Raw genomic sequence first — 20,775 nt, 5'->3', positions numbered from 1 at the left:
CCTCGCCTACCTCGTGTAGTTGTAGGCCAGAGTGCCGGTGCCCGCCGCCTCTCGAATCACCTTGAGAGCGCCCTGGGGCAGCGAATCAAAGCCAAATTCGACCAGGCCCATCGCCGGTGTGATCTGAAAGCCCGAAGCGCTGGCGGGGTTCTGGCCGTCGATGCGAGCGCGGAAATTGCCGCCGATGGCTTGCATGAGCACGCCGCCTGCACCACCGCCTGCCGCCTTCGAGAGCGTCAGCACGGTGTCAGCCGAAAACTCGGTGTAGGGCGCGTCGTAGAGACTCGGCACCTATCAGCCCTCCGTCTTGCCGGTGCCCTTGTCCTTGGGCGCGGGCGGGGCCACGGCTTCAAGCTTGTGCTCGTGGGCTGCGAACTGCTCGGGAGTGAGGTCCACTTCCTCGCCCGGCCCGTAGACCTTGGTCGGCTTGCCGGGCTGTTCGAGGTAGACAAAGAAAGGATCGCGGATGCGGTAGGCGGTCATGAGAACGTCTCCGTAGATGTTGCTTCAGGATCAGGTCGTGATGATGTCGGTGGCAACGGCAAAGGCGTCGGGGTGGCGGTAGGCCAGGTCCACCGTCTGGAACACCCTCACCCGCACGCCGCCCGTGTCAAATTTTTTGTAGGGGTCGGATAGAAATTCGGCAATGCTCCAGAAGCCCATCAACATCTGGCTCCAGGCACCAAAGATGGCAGCGCTCAAGTTGGTACCAGTGCCCTTGGTGAGGTTGTTCGGCACCTGGGTGCTTACCTTGGCCATGTAGCCATTGACCATGCCCATGCCCGCATCGCCTGCCGGGCCATCCATCCAGATAAAGTCAGATCCGGCGGCGGCGGCCTTGAGCGTAGTTTTGAGCTTGCCCATCACGTTTGGGTTGGTGAGCCAGGCGAGGCCGCCTAACGCCGAGGCGTTCGCGTTCGCGACTTTGGTCTGGAAGCTCACCGTTGCAGGCCAGTCGATCGTGCCTCCGTTGGTGCCGAGCACGACAGAACCCACGCCTGAAGCGTTGAGGATGCCCAGCGGCACGCCGCCGGAGCCCGCACCATTTATGGCTGCTTTGTCGATGGTGAGCGCTAAGCCCAGCGCCAAGTCGGTGCGGATAAATTCTTCGACCGATGGGATCTGGGTCGCCTGCAAAAGAAACTGCCGGGTGTAGGCGGACATCGCCCCAGCGGTTTTAGGAGTGAGGGTGATGTTGTCGAAGGTCGCTTCAGATTCGGTGATTGAGCCATCTTCAAGCACCCAGTAGCCTGTCGAACCGGAAATCTGGCGAGGGATTTGCAAGTTCGACATCAAGCCCGTCATGATGCGCGGCCCCATCCCCATGATCTGAGCGATCGGACGCAGCAATTCGATGAGGGGCATCCCTTCGGTGTAGACGAGGTTGCCGCCGGTGGACGCTCCGGCGGTGGCTGCGTACTGGGCGCGGTACTGCGCTTCCATGTAGGCGCGCATCTCCTCGACGCGCATCGTGGTGGCCAGATCCATGCCAGGTTGCGGCCTGTAGCTGGCGATGTTCGATCTCAGATCGCCTACAGGAACAAGCACGCCGCCCCGGCGCTGGATGCCTGCCTTCTGGGCAACTTTTTCAAGCTCGACGTGACACTCGTGCTCAAAAGCTGCGTCGCGCTCAAAGCGCCCTTCCATCTGGGCCAGCATTGCGCGGGCGATCGAGTAGCGCCGCTGCTCCGCCTCGCTCAGGCCCAGGGCGTTGAAAGTCTGAATCGGGGTCTGCTCACGGGCTTCGAGGCGCAATCTCACGGCCTCGCGGGCCTCCGCCGGGGTGCTACCCAGCTTCACCAAAATATCGGCGTAGCCTTTCATGCCATTCTTGCCATCGTCGAAGCGCTCGCACAATTGCCGGATACCAGCAACGCGATCCGCCTCAATTTGTTCTGCAGTGCGCTCTTCGGCATCGGTGGGTGCCACGGCAATTTGCTCCTTTGAGGTGTTGGCGATGATCGATATACCTCCAGTTTTGGGAGTTGGCTCCAAACTTTCCGTGCGTGAGCAATCCGAGGTTGCGCTTTCGGCCTTCTTTACCTCAATCGTCCGAGTCTCGCCACTTTCAAGCGAGCGGCCCATGCCTACGGTGTAATCGGCAGCGTCCGAGCAGAGGGTGACATGGATGGGCGTCCAGCGAGTGACAACGAAAAGCCCGTCGCCCATGTCCATCACTTCATCGATCGTGTAGTAGACCGACACGTTTCTGAGGGTGCCCTCGTCCACCTGGCGGCGGCGGAGCTGGGGCATCTCTTCGCCAGAAAAGCGAGTCGTGCAGTAGCCGCGCCGGTCGGCCCCCACCGCTGCCGCTTCGACACAGCCCAAGAACTGATCGGGGTCGTGATTGAACACGAAGGCCGCGCCGTTATTGAGGCGATCGAGGTTCACAGCGCCTGGTGCGTGGCTTAGCACCTCGGTGCCCCACCAGCGCTCGTAGGGCTCCTCGGAACTGAAGCTGAAGGTGTACTCGTTCGATTCTTCGGCCTGGGCCTCTATCTCGCCGGGTGAGTCTTCTTGCAGATCCAGCGCCAGCGCCTCGGATGTGAGCATCGCCAGCTCGTCAGCGCGCATCGGTTTTTTCATGCGCTGCAGGGTGAAAACTCGCTTACCCTGAGCGGGGATGCGCGTGAGGTTACTGCTGGGCATTGGTGTTGTCTCCGGCGGCGGTGTTGTTTGAATCGGCGGTGGCGGACGGATCGACGGCGGCGGTGTTGTTCGTCACCCGCGTATCGGCAGCGAGCGGAATCCGATACTGCTCAGCAAGGTCCAGCTCGATGCGCCGCTCCTTGAACAGGTCTTCCACGTCGCCGCCGTTTTGGGTGATCTGATTGGTGAGAGTGTCAAGGCCCGCGTTCACCGCAAGGATGGCACTCTGTACATCCTTCAGCGGGTCGATCCACGCCCAGCCGCGAGGCTTCCAGCGGCAATCTGAGTAGCGCTCGGGGTCTGCAAAATAATTAGGCAGATCCAGCGCGCTGTAGAGCACGGCGGTGTCAAGCCAGCGCTCAAAGATGGGCTGAATCAGATTCTCGATAAGCCACGCCTGAATCACCCGCCAGTTGTCGCGGTCATCGAGGAGCGACAGCCTCGAAGAAGAGAAATTGCTCTGGCCGTGATCGTTCGCGAAGGTGGCGTAGCTTATGCCAATCGACGTGGCAATCGAGCGCAGCATCATGCGCAAAAACGGATCGCCACCATCGCCAGGAGGCGGACTGGCGGGGATATCCACTTCTTCATTCGGCTGCAGCTGCCAGAACTGGCCGGGGGCAAAGCGCACCTGCCGGGTCACACCGTCTGCTGGATCGACGGTGGGCTTACCGGTGGTGGTCTCGAGGTCTGCGAAAGCCGACGATCCGCCTGTGGTCTTGAGAAAGCCCATCCTGCAGGCCGCAGCGCGAGCGCGGATAATCTCCGCATCCTCGTAGCTGCTCATCTGCTTCAGGCGCAGGAGTGCCGCACAGAACCAGGATTCGGCGCGTGTCTGCCCGGCCCGATCGAACACCGCCAGGTGCAGGATCTCTTCTGCCGGAATGCGCACTGGCTGAATGCTGCCGCCACCGGTGACAAACTGATAATCGCCCGGATGGTTGGGGCGAATCCAGTAAGCGACAGGCCGCTCGTCGGCATCGACCTCGACGCCCATCCTGATCGGGTTGCCGGTGCCGGGCGCAGTGCGGTTGTAATCCTCGGCAAGCTGGTCGGACTCGATGACCTGCAAAGCGAGCGGAATGGTCGAGCCTGAGAAAGCTTTTCTGCGAAATCGGACGATCACCTCGCCATCGACAGCCACCCGGCCCACAGCCAGCCGCAGCATCGACGCAAAGGAGTGCTTACCGTTGGCTGAGCAGTACTTCTTCTTGCACCACCGATTCCAGGCTTTCTCGATGCGGGCGTTGGTGCCGTCGTCCAACTTCCCGCCGCGCAGCATCATCACCCGCGACTGAAAGCCAACGTTCAACCCCACCACGTTTTGCACGATGGTGCGCACAGCGCCCCGCGCATAGGGGTTGTCGCGCACCTGCTGCCGGGCCCGACTCCGCATCCGCACCAGCGAAGTGAATAGCTCCGCATCGGCGCTGGTGCCATACGGTATCCAGTCACTGGTCGTGCGGTCGAGCAACGCGGCGGCAAACTGCCGATACTGGCTCTCGGTGGCAACTGCCGATTCTCGCTCTTTCGCGGAAGCGCGGGCACGGCGAGCCATCTCTCGCTCCCTGGCGCTATCCGTGGCGCTGGGCAAAAAGGCAATGAGCCCCATCAGTAGCACCCTCCGCCAGCGCCAGCGATGGGCGGACCAAACATCACGCCCAGCACTCGCGGATCGCCCTGGCCGTTGGCGATCGAGTCGGCTGCAGACTCGCGCTCGACTTCGAGACGCAACCGGTCGCGCAGGTCGATCAAGCTCATGAGCGACATGCGACGCAGGGACCGGCCCTCAACGGTGTATTCTTCGACGTCCTGGCCACTGAGCCGGCGCTGGATGGCAGCCTCGGCAGCGGCGAGCTGGGCCTGCGCTGGTGTCTGCCCGTCGTAGGTGGGCGGTGCAGCGGCGAGGTCCAGGATTACGGTGATGGCACCACTGCCCACAGTGACGATCTGGCTGCCCTGCTGTACCTTCGCCTGCCAGTAGATCTGCCCGGCGGCGAGGCCAGCAGTCTGCGCCGATGTCAGGCTGGACTGAAAATCTGCGCCGCTCGCGATCGCCGGAAGATTAAGAGCGCTGCCGCCGCCTCGAAAGTAGTACGTGAGCACCCATCCCTGGTTGGCGGGATAGTCCACGAGGCTGTCGAGCCAGGTGTAGGTGCTGCCTTGGTTGATCGGGTTGGGTAGCTGCACAGGCGGGCGCTCGAATCTTCCCAATTTTTTGCAGCTGCAGCTCAAACTTTGCGATCACGGGGGCAACCGCTCAGTAATCCGTAAGCCAGTTGCCGGACTGGCGGCCAGTTGCAGCAGTTGCGCGGGCGGTGGTGGGTTTTTGCTCTTTCGGCTTCACCCGTTCTTCGAGCTTGTCCCAGGGAGCGCGGGCGAGGCCCAGCTTCAGTGCAGCGGCGAGGGCGTAGCGCTCGCAGTCCAAGGGCTCGTTGCGCTTTCTTCCGGCGATGGGCACGTAGCGCTGGGTTGCTACTCCGGCCCGATACTCAGTAATCAATTTTTCAGAACACAGCCCTTCCCAAAATGGCTCTTCAAGGCCCGCCGGGAAATGATAGTAGCCGTCGCCGGGGTACGGCAGCGCCAGCCGGGAATAGATGAGACTGTTGGCCTGGTGGGTGCCCACAGACCAGAGCTGCACACCGTTTTTAATCTTCCTGCCTTCGTGATCGATGTCCTGCCAGGTGGGTGTGCCCAGGATCGGGCGATCGGTGGGCGTGCCCATGCCTTTCACCGCAAACACTCCTCGATGGGCCGCACCACGCACGTAGGCGTAGACGTACTGCGTGAGATGGCCACTATCCACCCCGACCGCTTCGACGCGAAGATCGACGCCGTGAGGGTGCCGCCAGGTGCTACCTACCACCTCGTCAAGCGCCTCCCAGGTCGAGACCATGCGCGGATCGCCCCAGATCTGCTGGTACCAACAAAGCCAGGATTGTTCACCCCGGCCCCAGCCTCTCAAGATCACCTCCAGGCGATCGTCTTGCACATCGACGCCGCCGCTCAAAAACAGCACCCCGGCGGCAGGGGCTTTGCCCCCTTCGAGCCCGTAGACGAACTCACGAGCGGGCTGACCATTGCTGCCCCTAGGCCCGTAGTTCGATCGATCGGCCAGCTTTTGATAGTCAATCTTCTGCCCCCCGGCGGTGTCGAAGGTTTCCGCCAGCACAGTGTTGGTGAAGACTTTCAATCGCTCAGGATCGTCTTTTGCCTTGAGAAATTTCTCGACAATCAACTGCAGCGAGATCCAGGGGCTGTAGATGGCCCAGAGGTGATAGCCTCGCGAGCGCTCGGAGCCGGGTTTCGGTGTAGCCGTCGCTCGCCACTGGCCAGCACGTACCATCTGGTTTTTCTGAGCGGTAGAAAGCTTCGCCCCGCAATGCTCGCACAGGTAGTAGGCACTCTCGGGCCGCCCGGCATCCCACCGCAGGTATTGAAACTGGAGCAGCTGAAATTCGCCGCAGACTGGGCACGGGCAAAAGTAGCGCCGCTGGTCGCTCGCCAGAAAGGCGGCTTCGATGCGGCTCACATCGCGCACAGTAGGCGTGCTGATGAGCCCACGCTTGCGGTTGAAGAAAGTGTCTTGCCGCTGGATGCCCAGATCCACCGGATCGCCTTCGGTGCCTGCCGAGTCGCTGAAGCGATCCACCTCGTCGGCGAGAAGTATTCGTATCGGTCGGCTTGCCGCCTGGGCGGGGCTGTTGGAGCCAATCAAAGCCAAATAGCCCCCGGCAAAGTTCTTGAGAAGCGTAGTGTTACCAGAGTCGCGACTTTTCGGATCCGCAATGCGCGATGCCAATACGGCGGTGTCGCGAATGGTTGGAGCCAGCCGAGTTTTAGAAAAGTTCTCCGCCATTTCTACCGTGGGCTCCATGTAGAGAATGGGGCTCGGATCCTGGTGAATGAAGTAGCCCAGCACGTTCAGGGTGAGTTCCGTCTTGCCTACCTGACTGCCCGCCATAATGACCAGCTCTTCGACAAGCGGATCCGTGAGCGCGTCCATCGGCTCGCGCAGGTAGGGCGTGCGGCTGGTTCGCCACCGGCCCGGCATCGCAGCTCCTTCTGGGATAACCCGGTAGGTATCTGCCCATTCGGAAATCTTCAGATCCGGCGGCGGTGCGGCGGCGGCGGCGATTTGCCTTATCGCTTCACGAATTGCTGTCGGCATCGCCCGGATCATAGGCCGCCAGTTCGGCCAGCGCTTCGTAGACGAGCGAACGTAGCAGGGCTTCTGCTTCAGGGGCCGACAACTCGACCACCTGGGGCGCTGCAGTGGTGGGCAGGCTCAGCAAACGGGCGCGAAACGCTGCAACCATCTTTGCTCCCTCGGCAATCACCTCGCCTGCAGGCAGCAGCCGACCGCGAGCAGCGGCTACAGCAGCCTCTTCTTGCTCCGCAGTGGCTTCAGCTATCCGCAGCTTTGCAGCCAGGAGGGCAGCCTGCATGTCCTCGTTGTCGTCACTGAGGCCGCTCGACGCCCGCTTTGCCTCTTCCTGAAAATGGGCAATTGCCGAGCATGTGCAGGCTTTTATGCTGTAGCGCCCACCGCTGGCTCTTGGAATAATGCCCCGACTAGCCCAATCGCGAACCGTTCTTTCGCTGATTGGTCCAAGATATTCGCCTAGCTCAATTGCACGTACTCTATCGCTCAACACCTTGCAACCTGCCTTACTTACTTAATTGCCCTTTATCTAACAGTAATTACCCTTATCTAGTCTTTACGAACGTTGCAGCGGCATGTCGGGTCTTAAAAGGCTGTAACTAGCGAAAAGTTGGGCAGCCCATACCCGCACTGTCTTTTGGCCCCGGAAGGACCCGCGCCGACCCGCCCAAAAAGCTGAAACCCGCTTCCTGACTGGGTTTCAGCCATTTTGCTCACCTTTGGCCGCAGCCGCTTGAAGTCGATCTCTCCAGTGCTCATGCGATGCCCCCGTATTTAATACGCGATTGCTGCACGGCTGCCTTGAATAAAGCCTCCAGCTCCTCCAGCTCTTGGCCTTCTGGAGCAAGGTGCCATTTATAGAACTTGATTGCGCCCTGACCGGCGTTGCTGACACCGGGCCTGTGGACGTAGAGCTTGTAATTCTTGTCCGTCAATCCGAGCCGATCGGGTTGAGCCGGATCTGCGGCGCGGCGCAAAAAGGCGACGAACTCATCCGGGTGCATGCTGCCGCAGTAAGAACAAACGCGATCGGCTCCTCGTTTTGCCCAGTGATCCAGGTTCTCTTCGCGGCGCTGTGGGCCAAAGCTCTGCATCCTGTCTGGGCAGGTTTGCAAATCTTCAGGATTGATAGTTGGTGATGGCGGCGGCAAGACAATGCCAACCGATTCGATCTCTTCTTCGCTCCAGCCAGCAAGCATCAGAGCTTCCTTGGCTTCTTGTTTCGTTTTCATCTTGCTGCTCCCGTTAAAAGTTTGTTTGCAGGTAATCGTGTGGGCAACTGTTGCAGGTGTTCAAGCAAGTCCACCAACTCGTCGGGAGTGAGTTCAGCCCTGCGGACAGCGTTGTAGCGGCCCCAGACGAGCAGGCGCAGCTCGTATCTGCTGAACCCAGCACGGGCGGCCTCGACATCGATGGCGGCCACCTGGTGGGCAATATCACTCATTGCCCAACACCTGCGGCGAAAGCTTCAACCAATCCGCAGCCGCTTCTCTTGAGCGTTCCCGACGGCGCTCTTCGGGCGTGACCTCTTTGCGCAGGCACAGCCTTCTTGCAAAGCGCTGTATCCGAATCTTGCTGTCAAGCGTGGCGGCGTCAATTGCCTGTTGCAGGCCAGCCTGAAAGGCGTTCAGCGCCACTTCGCGGTCGGGCTCAATCTTCATCCTCGCCCTCCAGCTCATCGTTATCGGCGGCAGGCAACTCTTTAGGCCAAGCGGCATCCAACATCCGGCGCAGCCTCTCGATGCCTGCCTGCTCGTGCTCGACAAGAAGCGGGTGCCTCGCCACGCCCAGGGCGCGAAGCAGTTCGGGCGCATGGTCGCCGGGCAAAAACTGCAGGCAATGATCCAGGGGCAGCCGCCTCTTGCGCACGGCATCGAGTAACACTGGGGCGCGCCTAGTGGGGTCCATGCCGCAAGTGAAAAACCAGCGCGGCCTCTTGCCTGCCGCAATCGCCGCATCCCGGCAGCGATTGTAGGCGTCCCTAAAAGCCATCCGAGCGCCTGTCTCGTCGCCTCGATAAGCAAGCGGCAAGGCAACGCCCATCGCCTCAGCCGCTTCGTCGGTGAGCAGGCCGGAGTCGTATTCGCTGAGCGGAAGCAAGGCCCAAGCTTCGTCAGCCCCCGGCCATCCGTCCGCCAGTTCGGCTGAGAGCATCCTGGCTATGTCGGCGGGCACAGGAGCCTTTTGCTCTTTGGCGGCCCAGGCGTAAAGGGCCGCTTCGACGCCCTCAAGCGCAAAAGGTTCAAGAACGGCCCACCACACCGGAACAGCAGCAGGGTTGAGAGGTCTGCCCGTCGCAGCCATCACGCCGTCGAGGCAGTGCAAAAATCTCGATTTCTCGCTCTCACGCATGATTTGCCTCCACGTCGATGAACGGTTCTTCGTGTTGCAGCGGTTCGCCGCGCGCCCAGGCTTCGAGCTGTTCGCGGCGCTTTTCCTCTGCTGACTTAAATTGTGCAACTTTGCCAAACTTGGGAGCGACGGCGGAATTTTTCTCTTCAAAAACCCCTTTCCAGCCGTTCGCAATCGAGTAATCAATCGCTGCTACAGAGCGCTCAATCCCAAGCACTGCAAGGCGTTTGATTAATTTTGCAATTCCGAGCTCTCGAAGTGGGTCGCGAATTTGTCGCTTGTGCTCAAGCCACTCTCCGAGCGCTTGCCGCAGTTGCGGAGATTCCAGGCTTTCGGGTAGCTCAATCCCGTCTGCGCTGTCGGGCCGAGGTTTCGAGCGCTTTGCTGTAGCAGGCTCGGCTTTTTTTTGCGCCTCGTGCCCCCCGCCGGCGGGGGGGTTGGGGGGTTCTAAATTCTTCTCTTCTCTTTTCTCTTCTGATCTATTCTCTTCTCCTCTTATCTGTGTCGTGACATCCTCGTGACATCCTCGTGACTGCTCGTGACTGCTCGTGACACCTGCTTTTTCGGCCTGAGCTTGTGCAGCTTTTTCCCTGGCTCTTTGTCGCGCCTTCCGTTCGCGTGTCTCGTCCGGCGCGTCTGAGGGATTGTCGTACTGCCGCTCGGCAAAATTGCAAACAAGTAACCCGTCCGAGGTTAATTCGACCATGCCCTTCGCTACGAGCTTGTCTCGAAAATAAAGCCAATCTTGAAAATTATTGAATTCGCAAGCTTCGGCAACATCTTCAGGATCTGCCGTAACTATTCCCCTCTTAGTCGATTGGCTCGCAAGACAAAGAATCACGACCCATGCCCACTTCTCAGCAGGGCTAAATCGCCTGAGTTTTATGTCAGCAATTATGTCGTGGTGAAGCTTCAGCCATCTATAACGACTCATTGTTTTTCCCTTTTGCCAGCCGCTCACGGCCAGCATCACTTATCTGCCAGGTTTGTTGAGGTTTCCGACCCACGATTCCGCAACACACAACATAGCCGTGCGTTGCCAGATTGTTGAGATGTCGTGAGCCGCTGGGCAGATTCAGCCCAGCGTTCCTGACGATTTCAGCGGTGGATCTGGGGCCGGTTGCCAGCGCCAAAATTGATAGAATCAGCAGCCCTTCTTTCATGATTTGCCTATCAAGTCCGTACACTGTTTTGCTCCTTTTGTTGTCGCGCAAGCCGCGTCAGGGCCGCGTTTTTCTTGTGATGCTCTGCGTCGTATGCCAAGTGGCATGGCGCGCAAAGGCATCGCAGATTGCTCGCTCTACAGTCCGCCGGATTGTGATTTAGGTGGGCGGTTGTTGCTGTGCGGCGATGAGTGTCGAACTTCTCGCCAGGGCGTCGGCACTGCTTACCACAGTGAGCGCATCGCCAATCCGCCGCCGCCTTGATAGCTGTTGCTATCTCGTCCCAATTTATCGGATACAAGGCGCGATTCATTGGCATGATTCACGCTCCTGTAAAGTATTGCCTGGGCCGACCGTGTAGCCCAGGGTTTCAAGTATCGATAGCGCCATTTTCATGTTGGCGAGCACTTCAGCCTGCACTTGCGGCTTATCTGTCAGCCTGGCCTGCAACGTGCGAGCTTCGCGGGCGATCCGCTCAACTCGTTGGATCAGCTCTTGGCGAGGCAACTTGTAGGTGTAAAAGGCGACGTGATCGCGCAACCATTCGCGCTGAGCTGCGGTGAAAGATTCGAGAAGGGTTTTGCTCACCGGCCCACCTCCAGCTTCAGCAGCCCACCAGCAGCGGCGGTGGCGGCAGGTGAAATCCAAATGCACTCAAGACTGGGCTTGCCGGCTCTTGTCTGCGCAGCCTTACCGAAACGAGTCCAGCTGGCATACAGTTCGTCGTACAGCGGGCATGGCGCATGGCTGACTATGGCCGTCGCATCCATCATTTCGAGCTGCTCAAACAGACGAATGTGATCAGCCTCGCTCATCGTGTGGGCGTACTCATCGTTCGCTTTGCGGTTGCCGAGATAGGGCGGATCGCAGTAGATGAGCGTCTGATTTGCCCCGCCCCATCGCTGAATGGTCTCGATCGCAGGCCGAGTTTCCCAGTGAACGAGGCGCAATCGACGAGCAACGGCCATCAAATGGCTGTCATTGAGAAAGTCACGCACGGGATCTACACTGCGCTTGCCGTCCGGATTGCTGCGCCACCCTGGCATGTACTTGCCGGTCGGGCCGCTTTGGCCCTGCCAGCTGCGCACGTAGAACCGGCGGGCCCGTTCAATCGGATCGGCGGCTGGTACTGACAACCAGGCCCGCTCGAACTCCAACCGGTGGTAAGGTGTCAGGCGAATGACGCGGATCAGCTCTACGAACTGATCCCGAAGGACCGCAAAAAAGTTGCAGACTTCCTCGTCGAGGTCACTGACAACCTCACACCTCACCGGCGGCTTCTGCAGAAGGACAGCGAGACTGCCTGCAAAAGGCTCAACGTAGCGGGTGTGCGGCGGCATGTGAGAAATGATCCAGCGCGCCAGCCGCCATTTGGAACCGTACCAACGGAGTGCGGGGCGGGTAATCATGCCATCCCCCGCAAAATTGCTGCAGCCATTCGCACAGGCACGCCATTGCCAATCACCTTGCAGGCCAGGGTTTTGTTCGCTGGCAACTGATAGGTGTCGGGCAGATCCTGAAACCGTGCGAGCGCTCTGGTAGTTAGGGCAACTACACGGCCATCCAGGCAGGCTCTAGCGGGGCGAAGCGCCCCGCTACTCGTAATCGTGTAGGCGGGCTCGTCTCCTCTGCGCACCGTAGGCGGTCGGTCGCGTTGGTCGGGGCTGCCGTTGAACTGCCCATCGACGAGCCAGGCGCGAAGAGTGATTTTATCAGCGCAAGCAATCACTGTTGGAGCCGATCGCCCGGCTCCAACAGTCCACGGCCCACGCTGGTTGGGGCCACAGCCGCGAATCAGTGTGTTTGCCTCTCCTAGAAAATGTTCCAGCGGAAAGAGCTTCTTCAACTGCCACGGTGCGAGCTGAGAGGGCGGAAAGGAATCGGCCAGATCTGCAACCGCTGACCACCAGCCCGCTTTCGCCGCCGAAGTGCGCAGTTCAGGAACGAGGCTGCCGCGAAAGGCTCGAAGGATAAGGCGATGGCGAGTCTGAGGGGTGCCGAACCAGCTGGCATTCAGCAGCTGGTGACACACAAAATAGCTCTGCTCCCAGAGGCCCGCGACTATCTGCGCCAGTTGGTCGCTGTGCTGGTAGGCGGGCACGTTCTCAACGACCACTAGGCGGGGTCGGAGGACTGCGGTGTAGCGGAGAATGTGAAGACCAAGATCGGCGTCGGTTCGCTGCGGCAGCGACTGATTGCGCGCCTGGCTAAACGCCTGGCATGGAGGCGAGGCCCAAAGAACTTCGACAGGATCGAGATCGTTCGGGTCGATCGCCGCTACATCGCCCTCAATGAGCGGGGTGTTGTGGTTGGCTCGAAATACGCCTGCTACTGCTGGATCGATCTCGATCGCCCACCGAGGCTGCAACCCAGCCGCCACCGCTCCGAGGTCCACTAGGCCCCCGCCAGAAAATAGACTGCCAAAGGTGCAAGGCTTCACCCCTCGCCCTCCTCACACTCAAGCGCAGCGGCCAGCAGCTCGTGCTGAGCGCGCATGATTTCGTTCACCCTGTCGGTCGATACGGGTGCTGCAATGGCGGTCCTGAAAGCGGCGGCGGCGGCCTTGAGGCGATCTGCTCGGGCCAGCCGTTCGCGCAACTGCCGCACCTCCTCAAGCGCCTTCTGAGAGGCAATGGCCTGCACATCCGCTGCTCGGTGCTTTGCCTGCCGCTCATCCTCCAGCAGAGCCATTACGCGCACCGCCTCACGAGTGGCAGCAGATAGCAGCGAGAACAGATCCCTAGCCTGCGAAGTCGCTGCAGCGGCAGGAGGAGTCTCTCCCTCGGAATCGTCCTTGCCTTCCAACGGCAGGTTGCAGCACCAGCAGTTGGGGCCGCGGCTGACAATTGCAGGCGCGCCGCAATGAGGACACTTAGGCTCAGCCGCCAGCAGTTCGCCGAACTGTTTATCGCGGGCCTGGTGGTGGGCCTGGCGCTCTTCAGGGAACGCCTCAACAGGCGGCGGAACAAAGCAATCAGAGAGTTGATCGCTGAAGGGCATGGCTGGGGGAAGCGGGGCTGCGCTCCCCTCGGCGGGGGAGATTGGCCCTCCCTTCAGCGGGGGAGATTGGCCCTCCTCAACAGGAGAGCCGTCCCGCGCCAGGATCTTGGCAAATAGGTCCGGCTCGTAACGTTGTTCGGCGGCCACCGGCGGTGGATCGCACTTCTTTAAGCCGCCGGTCGTCTGATAAAAATAGACGACCGAGCCATCCTCGCCGCCCACCTGTGCTGCATAAAGCCAGTCGCCGATCGCAGGCTTAACCTCTGTGATCAAAGCCGGGCCATTCGGCGTGCCCACCCAATCGAGAGCTTTGAAGTTCCGCGCAGGGCGGAATGGCTGCGGCAAGCCGGAGGGAGCCTCAAAAGCGCCGTCTTCGAGCTTTTTCAGCTGGGCTTGCGGAAACTTGGCGCTCTTGATCCGCGAGTCGGCCACCCAGCGCACATCGGCCCACGGCCCATCGTCGTCAGTGCCCACAAAGCGCACCTGGCCGCACTCAAATAGAGGCCCGCTCACGCAATCGCCGGGCTTCAACGGCTCTTCTTCGGTATTTTGTGCCTCGTTCGACGGCGGGGCGGGAGTCGCCTCCTCCTCAGCTGCCATCGCCTCAAGATGGTGCGCGCCAATCGCCCACGGTGGTCCAGCGGTCTGCTCGTCGCCGCGCACACGCACAATTCCGCTTGAAGAAATCGTGGTGACAACGCCCGATTTGCCCGCCCGGTCGCCAGATACGACGCGCACCCGTTGCCCAGGCGTAAATAGGGGCGGTAATGATGCCTCTGGCTGCGCCTGGAAAGCCAGTTCTTCAGGTTTGTACAAGCGCTCTCGACCGTCACCTTGTTTGACGGTGATTTCGTTGCCTTCAACAGCCAAAATCACAGCGCTCTGGCCCTGGTAGCCGAGCCTGTCACTGGTTATCCAGACAGATTGACCTGCCTGAAAATCATGCAATTGCAATTCAGTCGTCATGAGTATTGTTTCCCCGATTCATGAGTAGTTCCCGCCGCAGGCAACCGCAAGAGCGGGATTTCCCAGCTCTCAAAGAGCACTGCTCGACGGCTCGAACATTGCCGCACTCGCAGCGGCAGACCCAATAGATTGGCCCGCAGAGCAGGCGCGGCCCGTCGTACCGGCTCAGCACTGTCCAGCGAGTGAAAGTCTGGCCTGCCAGCTCCATTGCTCGAATGGGCATCAGAGTGCCCTCCCAGATAGCTTTCGATTGCTCTGGCCCAATCTGCGCCCGTGCTCTACCCGCAGGCAGCCGCACGAACGTGTCCGGCCAGCGTTCAGATAGGTTGATCGGACTGTGGCGAGTTGGCCACAGAGGCAGCGGCACTCCCAAAGGGGTACCCTGTATAGCCCTCGCCCGGCGCATCCAGCGGGCTGCAGGGCCACAAGCTGGCCGAAAGTCCGGCCAGTTAGATCAACTGCTCGCCGTCCCACTCGCTCGCCTCCTGGGCTGCGCCCTGCGCAAGGTGATCTGTATTGAGGAGCAAAAAGAAGCGGTGGCACTGGAAGCATATGTGGCCAGACAGCAGCCCTTCCTTGCCTCTGGTGGCGCGAATGCAGCTATTCAGGCGGCACCCGCAGCCCGGACAGCGGATCGCCCCTGCAGCGCTACCTTTCATTGCAGCGATGCTCCAACTCGTAGGCCAGCCAGCCTCTGATCGCCAGCTCGCAGCGATCGGCGACCTCCTGGATCAGCTCCAGTCGATCGGCCCGCTCTTCGTCGGTGGAGCAGATCACCCATTCCGACGCGATGGCCTTCAGATCGCCTACGTGATAGCTAATAACGTTGAGACTGGCCTGGGTAAGAGCGTCGGCCCTCAGTGCAAACAGCTGCTGCTCAGCCGCCCAGCAGCGCCCGAAGCACCGATCCGCGAGAAGACGGCCAGTTGCGCCCAGCCCCTGCAGATAGGGCCCGAGGCACGCTTTAGCTTTAGTGGCTGACATCGCCACCCCCCTGCCCACGGGCCGCATCGCGCAGACAGGGAGGGCGCGAGATGAGAGCGCGGATCTCTTCGACACAGAACTGGTAGCTGGCGCGGCGCGAGGCAGGGCCAGCCAGATCCCGGTAATGGACGCCGTAGGTGAGGCCGTAGGCACTGGGGTTGGCCGCCCAGGTGCGCAACAGCCGGGCGCTCATATCCAGGGCAGCAGAGGCTGCTGCGGCCCCGATCCAGCGCCTGTCCAGAGGCGGCAGGGTGCCGACGCCATCACCAATGACTGCCTTTATAGCTGCCAGTGGCTGGCTCTTGCGCGGCCTGCCCGGCCCCCGGCGAGGTGCTCCTGCGATCATGGCCGCACCTCCAGAAGGGTGATTGAGGAAGCAGGCACCCATCGGCGCTCGTAGCCGTCGCCGTAAGGGCTCTCCAGAGGCAGAATCTGGAGCAGTGAATCGTCGGCCTGGACAATGGCGACGGCGACCCGGCAGCCTGGGCGAGGCTCCCAGGCTGCCTCCTTGATCCGCGCGTGTAATACGGCGATCTTGCTCATGAGCTACCTCCACGCGGCGAGTCGCCAGCAGCAAAGTTGAAGTGCAACTGGCTCGGAGCAGGCCAGTAAGTAGGCACCTTCAAGTAGCGATCTGACTCTTCGTCGTAGATGAAAACGCCGTTCTGAGTTGCAATCGCGCTCTTCAGCGACTCAATTTCAGGCATCCTGCAGGTGCCAATCTTGATCCCAGCAGCTGTGCAGAGATCGACTTCAACCCAACTGCTGCCACCTACGGCGGCGGGTCGGCTCTCCGGTTTGCCGCCCTCATAGCGGACGGGCAACTGGTCGCCGTTGTGGGTGCGGGGCGGGTTATCACTCATCGCTGCCTCCCTTGCCAAAGAGGCTGAGCTGCCGAGCAACGTCTTCAACCTCGCCCTGCCAGTCCCCGTAACGGCGGATGACAGCGTAGTGCTCCTCGATGTCGTGGCCGACGAGCTTCGCTTTGCCCTCTTCGTCAACCCAGCAGTGGCAAAGTTCGTGGAACAACAAAGCCTCGTGCTTGCGAGGCTCCCCCTTCCAAAACTTCTCCCACAGCACGATCACAAAAGTGCAGCCGTGCAGGGCCTGATCGCGAGGGCTCGCTTTATGGGCGCTGCCCATCGTGAGCCGCCCTTTGCTTGAGCGCTCAGGTCGCCGCATGAGAATGCGAATCGGCACATTGCGCAGGTGGACCAGCTCGAAGCAGCTGAAGATCAGCTTGTCCGCCAGATCGTGCGCCTCCTGATCGGCCAGGTAATAGTCGCGGGTATCTTGCAGATCGGCGGCGGCCCGCTCCTCTTCTTGCGGTGGCGGCACTGGAATGGTCAGATCGCCGCCAAAGGGCAGTTCAATCCTGGGCATCGCTACCTCCTTTTGCCGGGCAGGCGGTACACGGCTGGGGCGCTTGACCGCCGTCGGCATGGCCCATCGAGTAGGCCACGCTCACCAGCTGGCGGACAATCCCGGCCAGCTTGAGGGCGATCAGTTGATCCAGCGGCTCGGTGACTTCGAGAAAAAGCCGCTCGCTGCTGGCAAGAAGCAGTGCGGGGGGGGCGTGTTCGTTCATGAGCGCCCCCTTTGCAGCTGGCTGCGCAGGATGGTGCGGACGTGGATAAAGTCTCCCAGCGTGCCCGGCCAGGGATTCTCCAGAAGCCGGACCTGAGCACGCTCAGAACCGAGCAGCGCCACAACCAGCACCGGCACAGCAGAGCGGCTGGGGCTGTAGCGCCAATAGCTGAAAGCCGGGGCTTGCTGAAAAGGACAGCCAACAACTTCGGGGTGCAATTTGCTCACGGCTGCACCTCCGCCGCCTCGGACCTGGCAACTGGGCACGGAATTAGCCCGGCGTCGAACAGTGGCACGAACTGCTGAGCGCGCGGGCGAAACAGAAGCGGAATTTCTTCAATTCCTTGCACGCCGAACGCGGCAGCCATCGGGCAGTTCTCCCAGGTGTGGCAGTCCCAATGGCCCGCCACTTCCTCAAGTTTCCGGCCCCCGGCGGTGCAAAGCGCGGGCACAACTTCGGCCAGGTACTCGCTCCAGAGTTCGCCGGTGGGCAGACGTGTCTCGGGTGAGATTTTCGTTTCCTTGCCCAGCTTGGCCCCCTCCAGGTTGGCCCCCTCCAGGCTGGCCCTCGTCAGGTTGGCCCCGTACAGGTTGGCCCTCGTCAGGTTGGCCCCCTCCAGGTTGGCCCCGTACAGGTTGGCCCTCGTCAGCTTGGCCCCGTACAGGTTGGCCCCCTCCAGGTTGGCCCTCGTCAGGTTGGCCCCGTACAGGTTGGCCCTCGTCAGGTTGGCCCCGTACAGGTTGGCCCTGGTGCCGCGCTCGCCGAGCGACCCGATCCATTCGAGGTGATCCGCGAGGATTTTTTGCAGTGCTTCTGGTGTCACGCCGCACCTCCCTTCAGCCACTCAGCGGGCAGGTACCTCGGCGCGGGCCTCCCAGCCAGAGCCTCGCGGAGCCAGTTGAGGGCCATAGCGAGGCGGACCTCCTGCTCTTCGCCGCCACCCTGCTCTTCCCAGCAGGCAATGACGCGCTGGGCAGCAAAGTGCAGCGCGGCCTGGCGGAAGATCAGAGCGTTGCGCTGATCGGCCTCGGCCTCGAGGGCGCGGATATGATCCTGCAGGCCGCCAATCTGGCGGTAGGCAGCGGCGAGCTCGTGCTCAAGTTCGAGCACCTTGGCTTCGAGATATTCGGCAGATCTGGGGGCGGGAAAAAGAGGGGCGCGTAGAGGGTGCGCCCCGCAAGCAACTTCCACTCCCCCCAGAGCGGGTCGGCCCGCTGCTGAGGCTTTTGAATGCGGTATCATGTGGTTGACCTCGTAGTAGTGGTCACTGGCTCAGGCGCAACTTTGGTAGAGGGAGCCTGAGCTTTTGATTTTCTAAGCGCGATGACCTTCTCAACAGGCACCCCAGCAGCGGCTGCAATAGCTTGCGCTACCCGCTTTGAACTGCGGTGGCCTGAAATGACCAAGCTGACAATCGTCGCCGAGACGCCAACCGCAGCCGCAATGTCTTGAAGTTCGACATTGCGGCGCGAAAGCTCGGCCTTAATGAAAGGCCCATCTACAGGCGGCAATGAAAGGCTGATCTTCGTTTGCATAAGCTGCCGATGTTACGCTTACTGGTAACTTGGATAACCAGCAAGCTCATGATGTCAGAAATCGAACATCCTGTCAATAATCTGCCTGATCAGCCCCATGCTGTTTCGCCGTCCTCGGCGGAGTCAGGCAAAATATTGATTCAGAGAGTAAAGGCATTAATGCGCGCTGCTAAGCACACTGTTGCTCATGTAGCAAGAGAAACAGGCATTAAGCGCCCAACTCTGACGAATTACTTGTCAGGCAAATTCCCGTTTCCATTTGATGCTCTTATAGCTATCGCCAGTCTTTATAAAACGACCGCAGCGGAGCTGATCAAAGGTCTGGATGTCAAAAATCTAACAGCCTGGGATGATTCTGGTGCCACCAACCTTGACCAGGAAGACGTTTTTTCGGATGAAGAAGGTGAATCGGCACCATACAAAGCACGGAGCGTTCGCAATCGCGTAGAACAAATTGACAGAATCGACGGAATCGACAGAGATCTTACCCAAAGATATTTTGATATATGTAAGGCGACTTATCAATTGCCTGTAGAAGCGAGACCAGCTAGGGTGGACATTACATCCATGAAATCGTCTGTAAAGGAGACGCTTATTGTGTACTTTTCTGGCGCGGAACCTAGGGTGCTGAGTGCGGCTGAGCATGAAACACCTGAAAACTGAAAGGGACGTGATAGGCAGAACAAAACTGAGGACATTTTGCCTGAGAGCATGAACGCATGTCCATGTTCGTTTTTTGCTCAAAAAATGCTCATTTGTTCATGTGCTTAGCCGCAACGGGATTTCACCGTCTATGAAGATTCTATAAACTTAGGTCTATCCCCCCAAACAGGGGAGAAATCGATGTAGAGTGCTTCTGCTCCTATCCCAGATCACGGCTCTATGGCTCTGTTTGCGACCATTGTGATTGTTGGCCTGATAGTTGTTGCAGCAGCTTTTATAATTTTTGAGCCACCAGCAAAAACCCCGGCAGTTCAAGATTTTATAGCAAAGCTTGAAAAAGGAGATGTAGCTCTATCTGATTTAGCGCCAGGGCTCAACTTGCTGCGAGTACAGGCAGAGGCGATCGGAGGACCAGAACGCAGCAGAGTATATAAGGCTGCGTTGCGCATCCTAGAGAGGCACCCTGAGTCCACCGAGGCCAGGGTATTCGCGCTTGAAGTCGGGCGATTTTACTACAGCTACGACAGAAAGGGCGGCGTGCCTACTGTCTACGACGAGGCTGCGATCGCGAACGATATTGCCGCAAGGTCTGGGAAATGAAAATAATGTTCTCCGCTGTTCTCTTCTTTGTCGCAGCCGTTTTTCTTCTGCCTCACGCCGCCAGCGCCCGCTGCCTCTGCCCCGACGACCTCGACGCTCGGGGCCATCGCTGTGGGGCCAGATCTGCGTACTCACGGCCTGGCGGGGAGGCTCCGCAGTGTCCGGGGTATAGCAATGGGAAGCCACCGCAACCGCCGCCGGTTCCCGCCGTCGCCGATGAAGATCCGCGCAGCAGGGACAAGAAGCGCACAAAGTAAAACCCCGGCGCGAGGGGGTCGAACCGGGGAGAGCCTTTCAAGTTACAAGGATAGTAGCGGCGGCTGGCGGGGATTATGCGTCGTCGCCGCGCCAGTTCCGCTTGCCCGGCGCTACTCGGGCTGTGCGCTTGCTTTTGGTGGTCTGCCGATCTTGCCTCGCAGATCCGGCGGCGCGTCGGCGGTATCAACCAGCCCGGCTTCTCGAAGTGCCCGGAGAATGGCGCGGGCATAATCTTCGCTCACCCCCAACTCCAAAGCCAGGGTGAGGGCGGTTTGCGGTTTATCTTGGCAGAGCTTGAGGGCCGCCAGAACCCGCCTAGGCACTTTGCTGTTACGCCTGCCCAGATCCTCAAAGCCCGGATTGCCGGGGTTGGCGCGGATGGCTTGCGCCACGGCCCTCATCGTCGCAAAAGTGCGATCGTTCATGCCAAATTTATGACGTTTTGGGTCTGCCCGGGCTCCCAAACGATTTCCGTACCCCCTGGACGACGTCCGCCATATCCGCTACCAGTGCGGACAAGAGCGATGGAATACTTTTGAGCGGCGGCGGGACTCATCAGAATTGTCCATTGGATCGACTGTTGCGCCGATCCGTACTTTCCGTCTACGATTTTCTTTGCACGGATACCTTGCGATTCCATTTTGTCGGGATACCCCAGCCGCTTAAATTCAGTGCTAATGTCGCCAAACTCATCGGTTTTTGTCTGGAATATTCCAACAGCAAGATAGCTGCTATCTGAACCGTTTGGTTTGGTGACGATTTCGGAAATCCTGATGCTGCCGTCTGCTTGCTTGATCACGGTCATTTGCTTTCTCCTTTGCTATTTCAATCCTTTTGATACCTTGATAG

At 60.0% G+C, this 20,775-nt stretch carries 33 protein-coding genes; 3 read left to right on the top strand and 30 right to left on the bottom strand.

From position 1 onward, the window contains the following. Nucleotides 1-6: 6 nt before the first annotated feature. The 13 genes from GKIL_RS04335 to GKIL_RS23305 all read right to left on the bottom strand — a co-directional run bounded on the left by GKIL_RS04335 (nucleotide 7) and on the right by GKIL_RS23305 (nucleotide 10,356). Nucleotides 7-291, bottom strand: a complete 285-nt coding sequence (locus GKIL_RS04335) for a hypothetical protein (protein WP_023172199.1) — start codon at nucleotides 289-291, stop codon at nucleotides 7-9. A 3-nt stretch (nucleotides 292-294) separates the two neighbouring features. Then, nucleotides 295-483 (bottom strand): hypothetical protein, encoded by a 189-nt coding sequence (locus GKIL_RS04330; RefSeq protein WP_023172198.1) that lies wholly within the window; start codon nucleotides 481-483, stop codon nucleotides 295-297. A gap of 30 nt (nucleotides 484-513) precedes the next feature. After that, the gene (locus tag GKIL_RS04325) at nucleotides 514-2,649 is read right to left on the bottom strand and encodes a phage major capsid protein (protein WP_023172197.1); all 2,136 of its coding nucleotides are present in this window, start codon (nucleotides 2,647-2,649) and stop codon (nucleotides 514-516) included. Then, nucleotides 2,636-4,207 (bottom strand): phage portal protein, encoded by a 1,572-nt coding sequence (locus tag GKIL_RS04320; RefSeq protein ID WP_071824857.1) that lies wholly within the window; start codon nucleotides 4,205-4,207, stop codon nucleotides 2,636-2,638. The genes GKIL_RS04325 and GKIL_RS04320 overlap by 14 nt, the downstream gene beginning before the upstream one ends. Before the next feature lie 53 nt (nucleotides 4,208-4,260). Beyond that, nucleotides 4,261-4,863, bottom strand: coding sequence for a hypothetical protein (locus tag GKIL_RS04315; protein WP_144080315.1), 603 nt, complete (start codon nucleotides 4,861-4,863; stop codon nucleotides 4,261-4,263). Between the two features lie 46 nt (nucleotides 4,864-4,909). Continuing rightward, entirely contained in the window at nucleotides 4,910-6,823 is a 1,914-nt protein-coding gene (locus tag GKIL_RS04310; protein WP_187293884.1) for a phage terminase large subunit family protein, read from the bottom strand. Next, entirely contained in the window at nucleotides 6,804-7,100 is a 297-nt protein-coding gene (locus GKIL_RS04305; protein ID WP_041243713.1) for a hypothetical protein, read from the bottom strand. The genes GKIL_RS04310 and GKIL_RS04305 overlap by 20 nt, the downstream gene beginning before the upstream one ends. A gap of 472 nt (nucleotides 7,101-7,572) precedes the next feature. After that, entirely contained in the window at nucleotides 7,573-8,049 is a 477-nt protein-coding gene (locus GKIL_RS04300; protein WP_023172191.1) for a hypothetical protein, read from the bottom strand. Further along, nucleotides 8,046-8,261 (bottom strand): hypothetical protein, encoded by a 216-nt coding sequence (locus tag GKIL_RS22295; RefSeq protein ID WP_023172190.1) that lies wholly within the window; start codon nucleotides 8,259-8,261, stop codon nucleotides 8,046-8,048. Before GKIL_RS22295 ends, GKIL_RS04300 begins: the two co-directional genes overlap by 4 nt. Next, on the bottom strand, nucleotides 8,254-8,478 hold the full coding sequence (locus GKIL_RS04295; protein ID WP_023172189.1) for a hypothetical protein: 225 nt from the start codon (nucleotides 8,476-8,478) through the stop codon (nucleotides 8,254-8,256). Before GKIL_RS04295 ends, GKIL_RS22295 begins: the two co-directional genes overlap by 8 nt. Next, nucleotides 8,468-9,169, bottom strand: coding sequence for a hypothetical protein (locus GKIL_RS22290; RefSeq protein ID WP_023172188.1), 702 nt, complete (start codon nucleotides 9,167-9,169; stop codon nucleotides 8,468-8,470). Before GKIL_RS22290 ends, GKIL_RS04295 begins: the two co-directional genes overlap by 11 nt. Then, nucleotides 9,162-10,139, bottom strand: coding sequence for a hypothetical protein (locus GKIL_RS24535; protein ID WP_023172187.1), 978 nt, complete (start codon nucleotides 10,137-10,139; stop codon nucleotides 9,162-9,164). The genes GKIL_RS22290 and GKIL_RS24535 overlap by 8 nt, the downstream gene beginning before the upstream one ends. Next, a complete protein-coding gene (locus GKIL_RS23305) occupies nucleotides 10,090-10,356 on the bottom strand; it encodes a helix-turn-helix domain-containing protein (RefSeq protein WP_071824781.1) in 267 nt (88 codons plus the stop codon). Before GKIL_RS23305 ends, GKIL_RS24535 begins: the two co-directional genes overlap by 50 nt. 81 nt (nucleotides 10,357-10,437) lie before the next feature. Here GKIL_RS23305 and GKIL_RS25185 point away from each other — a divergent pair, with 81 nt between their 5' ends. Further along, a complete protein-coding gene (locus GKIL_RS25185; RefSeq protein ID WP_187293883.1) occupies nucleotides 10,438-10,596 on the top strand; it encodes a hypothetical protein in 159 nt (52 codons plus the stop codon). A gap of 45 nt (nucleotides 10,597-10,641) precedes the next feature. Here GKIL_RS25185 and GKIL_RS04280 read toward each other — a convergent pair whose 3' ends face one another. From GKIL_RS04280 to GKIL_RS24525, 15 genes are all read right to left on the bottom strand, one after another. Then, complete coding sequence (locus tag GKIL_RS04280) at nucleotides 10,642-10,920, bottom strand: hypothetical protein (RefSeq protein ID WP_023172185.1); 279 nt, start codon at nucleotides 10,918-10,920, stop codon at nucleotides 10,642-10,644. After that, the gene (locus GKIL_RS04275; protein WP_023172184.1) at nucleotides 10,917-11,741 is read right to left on the bottom strand and encodes a DNA adenine methylase; all 825 of its coding nucleotides are present in this window, start codon (nucleotides 11,739-11,741) and stop codon (nucleotides 10,917-10,919) included. Before GKIL_RS04275 ends, GKIL_RS04280 begins: the two co-directional genes overlap by 4 nt. Continuing rightward, complete coding sequence (locus GKIL_RS22285; RefSeq protein ID WP_023172183.1) at nucleotides 11,738-12,772, bottom strand: DNA cytosine methyltransferase; 1,035 nt, start codon at nucleotides 12,770-12,772, stop codon at nucleotides 11,738-11,740. The genes GKIL_RS04275 and GKIL_RS22285 overlap by 4 nt, the downstream gene beginning before the upstream one ends. Continuing rightward, nucleotides 12,769-14,298, bottom strand: a complete 1,530-nt coding sequence (locus GKIL_RS04265) for a KOW motif-containing protein (protein WP_023172182.1) — start codon at nucleotides 14,296-14,298, stop codon at nucleotides 12,769-12,771. The genes GKIL_RS22285 and GKIL_RS04265 overlap by 4 nt, the downstream gene beginning before the upstream one ends. 449 nt (nucleotides 14,299-14,747) lie before the next feature. Further along, complete coding sequence (locus tag GKIL_RS04250; protein ID WP_023172181.1) at nucleotides 14,748-14,957, bottom strand: hypothetical protein; 210 nt, start codon at nucleotides 14,955-14,957, stop codon at nucleotides 14,748-14,750. Next, on the bottom strand, nucleotides 14,947-15,282 hold the full coding sequence (locus tag GKIL_RS04245; RefSeq protein WP_023172180.1) for a hypothetical protein: 336 nt from the start codon (nucleotides 15,280-15,282) through the stop codon (nucleotides 14,947-14,949). Before GKIL_RS04245 ends, GKIL_RS04250 begins: the two co-directional genes overlap by 11 nt. Then, nucleotides 15,269-15,628, bottom strand: a complete 360-nt coding sequence (locus tag GKIL_RS04240; RefSeq protein WP_023172179.1) for a hypothetical protein — start codon at nucleotides 15,626-15,628, stop codon at nucleotides 15,269-15,271. The genes GKIL_RS04245 and GKIL_RS04240 overlap by 14 nt, the downstream gene beginning before the upstream one ends. After that, nucleotides 15,625-15,825, bottom strand: coding sequence for a hypothetical protein (locus GKIL_RS04235; RefSeq protein ID WP_023172178.1), 201 nt, complete (start codon nucleotides 15,823-15,825; stop codon nucleotides 15,625-15,627). Before GKIL_RS04235 ends, GKIL_RS04240 begins: the two co-directional genes overlap by 4 nt. Further along, complete coding sequence (locus GKIL_RS04230) at nucleotides 15,822-16,145, bottom strand: hypothetical protein (protein ID WP_023172177.1); 324 nt, start codon at nucleotides 16,143-16,145, stop codon at nucleotides 15,822-15,824. The genes GKIL_RS04235 and GKIL_RS04230 overlap by 4 nt, the downstream gene beginning before the upstream one ends. Further along, the gene (locus tag GKIL_RS04225; protein WP_023172176.1) at nucleotides 16,138-16,665 is read right to left on the bottom strand and encodes a putative metallopeptidase; all 528 of its coding nucleotides are present in this window, start codon (nucleotides 16,663-16,665) and stop codon (nucleotides 16,138-16,140) included. The genes GKIL_RS04230 and GKIL_RS04225 overlap by 8 nt, the downstream gene beginning before the upstream one ends. Then, complete coding sequence (locus GKIL_RS04220; RefSeq protein ID WP_023172175.1) at nucleotides 16,652-16,870, bottom strand: hypothetical protein; 219 nt, start codon at nucleotides 16,868-16,870, stop codon at nucleotides 16,652-16,654. Before GKIL_RS04220 ends, GKIL_RS04225 begins: the two co-directional genes overlap by 14 nt. Beyond that, nucleotides 16,867-17,097 carry a hypothetical protein gene (locus GKIL_RS04215; protein ID WP_023172174.1) on the bottom strand — a complete coding sequence of 77 codons (231 nt, stop codon included), beginning with the start codon at nucleotides 17,095-17,097 and terminating at the stop codon, nucleotides 16,867-16,869. Before GKIL_RS04215 ends, GKIL_RS04220 begins: the two co-directional genes overlap by 4 nt. Continuing rightward, the gene (locus GKIL_RS22280; RefSeq protein WP_023172172.1) at nucleotides 17,094-17,693 is read right to left on the bottom strand and encodes a pentapeptide repeat-containing protein; all 600 of its coding nucleotides are present in this window, start codon (nucleotides 17,691-17,693) and stop codon (nucleotides 17,094-17,096) included. The genes GKIL_RS04215 and GKIL_RS22280 overlap by 4 nt, the downstream gene beginning before the upstream one ends. Then, the gene (locus GKIL_RS24530) at nucleotides 17,690-17,980 is read right to left on the bottom strand and encodes a hypothetical protein (RefSeq protein WP_144080314.1); all 291 of its coding nucleotides are present in this window, start codon (nucleotides 17,978-17,980) and stop codon (nucleotides 17,690-17,692) included. Before GKIL_RS24530 ends, GKIL_RS22280 begins: the two co-directional genes overlap by 4 nt. A 128-nt stretch (nucleotides 17,981-18,108) precedes the next feature. Beyond that, on the bottom strand, nucleotides 18,109-18,405 hold the full coding sequence (locus GKIL_RS24525) for a hypothetical protein (RefSeq protein ID WP_144080313.1): 297 nt from the start codon (nucleotides 18,403-18,405) through the stop codon (nucleotides 18,109-18,111). A 9-nt stretch (nucleotides 18,406-18,414) separates the two neighbouring features. Here GKIL_RS24525 and GKIL_RS04200 point away from each other — a divergent pair, with 9 nt between their 5' ends. Continuing rightward, nucleotides 18,415-19,068 (top strand): helix-turn-helix domain-containing protein, encoded by a 654-nt coding sequence (locus tag GKIL_RS04200; RefSeq protein WP_023172168.1) that lies wholly within the window; start codon nucleotides 18,415-18,417, stop codon nucleotides 19,066-19,068. Between the two features lie 219 nt (nucleotides 19,069-19,287). Beyond that, entirely contained in the window at nucleotides 19,288-19,668 is a 381-nt protein-coding gene (locus tag GKIL_RS04195) for a hypothetical protein (protein WP_041243710.1), read from the top strand. Nucleotides 19,669-20,036: 368 nt separating this feature from the next. Here GKIL_RS04195 and GKIL_RS04190 read toward each other — a convergent pair whose 3' ends face one another. Both GKIL_RS04190 and GKIL_RS04185 read right to left on the bottom strand, forming a co-directional pair. Then, nucleotides 20,037-20,351 carry a helix-turn-helix domain-containing protein gene (locus tag GKIL_RS04190; protein WP_023172166.1) on the bottom strand — a complete coding sequence of 105 codons (315 nt, stop codon included), beginning with the start codon at nucleotides 20,349-20,351 and terminating at the stop codon, nucleotides 20,037-20,039. After that, a complete protein-coding gene (locus tag GKIL_RS04185; RefSeq protein WP_023172165.1) occupies nucleotides 20,348-20,731 on the bottom strand; it encodes a hypothetical protein in 384 nt (127 codons plus the stop codon). Before GKIL_RS04185 ends, GKIL_RS04190 begins: the two co-directional genes overlap by 4 nt. Nucleotides 20,732-20,775 lie beyond the last annotated feature (44 nt).

The organism is Gloeobacter kilaueensis JS1, from assembly GCF_000484535.1.
GTDB lineage: Bacteria > Cyanobacteriota > Cyanobacteriia > Gloeobacterales > Gloeobacteraceae > Gloeobacter > Gloeobacter kilaueensis.
This window is presented reverse-complemented; position numbering and strand designations above follow the sequence as displayed.

Bases quoted from the DNA above. Each gene is read 5' to 3' on its own strand.
- GKIL_RS04200 (WP_023172168.1), top strand. From the start codon at position 18,415: ATGTTACGCTTACTGGTAACTTGGATAACCAGCAAGCTCATGATGTCA.
- GKIL_RS04265 (WP_023172182.1), bottom strand. From the start codon at position 14,298: ATGACGACTGAATTGCAATTGCATGATTTTCAGGCAGGTCAATCTGTC.
- GKIL_RS24535 (WP_023172187.1), bottom strand. From the start codon at position 10,139: ATGCTGGCCGTGAGCGGCTGGCAAAAGGGAAAAACAATGAGTCGTTAT.
- GKIL_RS04235 (WP_023172178.1), bottom strand. From the start codon at position 15,825: ATGAGCAAGATCGCCGTATTACACGCGCGGATCAAGGAGGCAGCCTGG.
- GKIL_RS04275 (WP_023172184.1), bottom strand. From the start codon at position 11,741: ATGATTACCCGCCCCGCACTCCGTTGGTACGGTTCCAAATGGCGGCTG.
- GKIL_RS04185 (WP_023172165.1), bottom strand. From the start codon at position 20,731: ATGACCGTGATCAAGCAAGCAGACGGCAGCATCAGGATTTCCGAAATC.
- GKIL_RS04190 (WP_023172166.1), bottom strand. From the start codon at position 20,351: ATGAACGATCGCACTTTTGCGACGATGAGGGCCGTGGCGCAAGCCATC.
- GKIL_RS04195 (WP_041243710.1), top strand. From the start codon at position 19,288: ATGGCTCTGTTTGCGACCATTGTGATTGTTGGCCTGATAGTTGTTGCA.
- GKIL_RS25185 (WP_187293883.1), top strand. From the start codon at position 10,438: ATGGCGCGCAAAGGCATCGCAGATTGCTCGCTCTACAGTCCGCCGGAT.
- GKIL_RS04245 (WP_023172180.1), bottom strand. From the start codon at position 15,282: ATGTCAGCCACTAAAGCTAAAGCGTGCCTCGGGCCCTATCTGCAGGGG.
- GKIL_RS04250 (WP_023172181.1), bottom strand. From the start codon at position 14,957: ATGAAAGGTAGCGCTGCAGGGGCGATCCGCTGTCCGGGCTGCGGGTGC.
- GKIL_RS04330 (WP_023172198.1), bottom strand. From the start codon at position 483: ATGACCGCCTACCGCATCCGCGATCCTTTCTTTGTCTACCTCGAACAG.
- GKIL_RS24525 (WP_144080313.1), bottom strand. From the start codon at position 18,405: ATGCAAACGAAGATCAGCCTTTCATTGCCGCCTGTAGATGGGCCTTTC.
- GKIL_RS04295 (WP_023172189.1), bottom strand. From the start codon at position 8,478: ATGAAGATTGAGCCCGACCGCGAAGTGGCGCTGAACGCCTTTCAGGCT.
- GKIL_RS22290 (WP_023172188.1), bottom strand. From the start codon at position 9,169: ATGCGTGAGAGCGAGAAATCGAGATTTTTGCACTGCCTCGACGGCGTG.
- GKIL_RS04300 (WP_023172191.1), bottom strand. From the start codon at position 8,049: ATGAAAACGAAACAAGAAGCCAAGGAAGCTCTGATGCTTGCTGGCTGG.
- GKIL_RS04225 (WP_023172176.1), bottom strand. From the start codon at position 16,665: ATGCCCAGGATTGAACTGCCCTTTGGCGGCGATCTGACCATTCCAGTG.
- GKIL_RS04310 (WP_187293884.1), bottom strand. From the start codon at position 6,823: ATGCCGACAGCAATTCGTGAAGCGATAAGGCAAATCGCCGCCGCCGCC.
- GKIL_RS04240 (WP_023172179.1), bottom strand. From the start codon at position 15,628: ATGATCGCAGGAGCACCTCGCCGGGGGCCGGGCAGGCCGCGCAAGAGC.
- GKIL_RS22295 (WP_023172190.1), bottom strand. From the start codon at position 8,261: ATGAGTGATATTGCCCACCAGGTGGCCGCCATCGATGTCGAGGCCGCC.
- GKIL_RS04230 (WP_023172177.1), bottom strand. From the start codon at position 16,145: ATGAGTGATAACCCGCCCCGCACCCACAACGGCGACCAGTTGCCCGTC.
- GKIL_RS04325 (WP_023172197.1), bottom strand. From the start codon at position 2,649: ATGCCCAGCAGTAACCTCACGCGCATCCCCGCTCAGGGTAAGCGAGTT.
- GKIL_RS04220 (WP_023172175.1), bottom strand. From the start codon at position 16,870: ATGAACGAACACGCCCCCCCCGCACTGCTTCTTGCCAGCAGCGAGCGG.
- GKIL_RS04305 (WP_041243713.1), bottom strand. From the start codon at position 7,100: ATGCAGGCTGCCCTCCTGGCTGCAAAGCTGCGGATAGCTGAAGCCACT.
- GKIL_RS04320 (WP_071824857.1), bottom strand. From the start codon at position 4,207: ATGGCTCGCCGTGCCCGCGCTTCCGCGAAAGAGCGAGAATCGGCAGTT.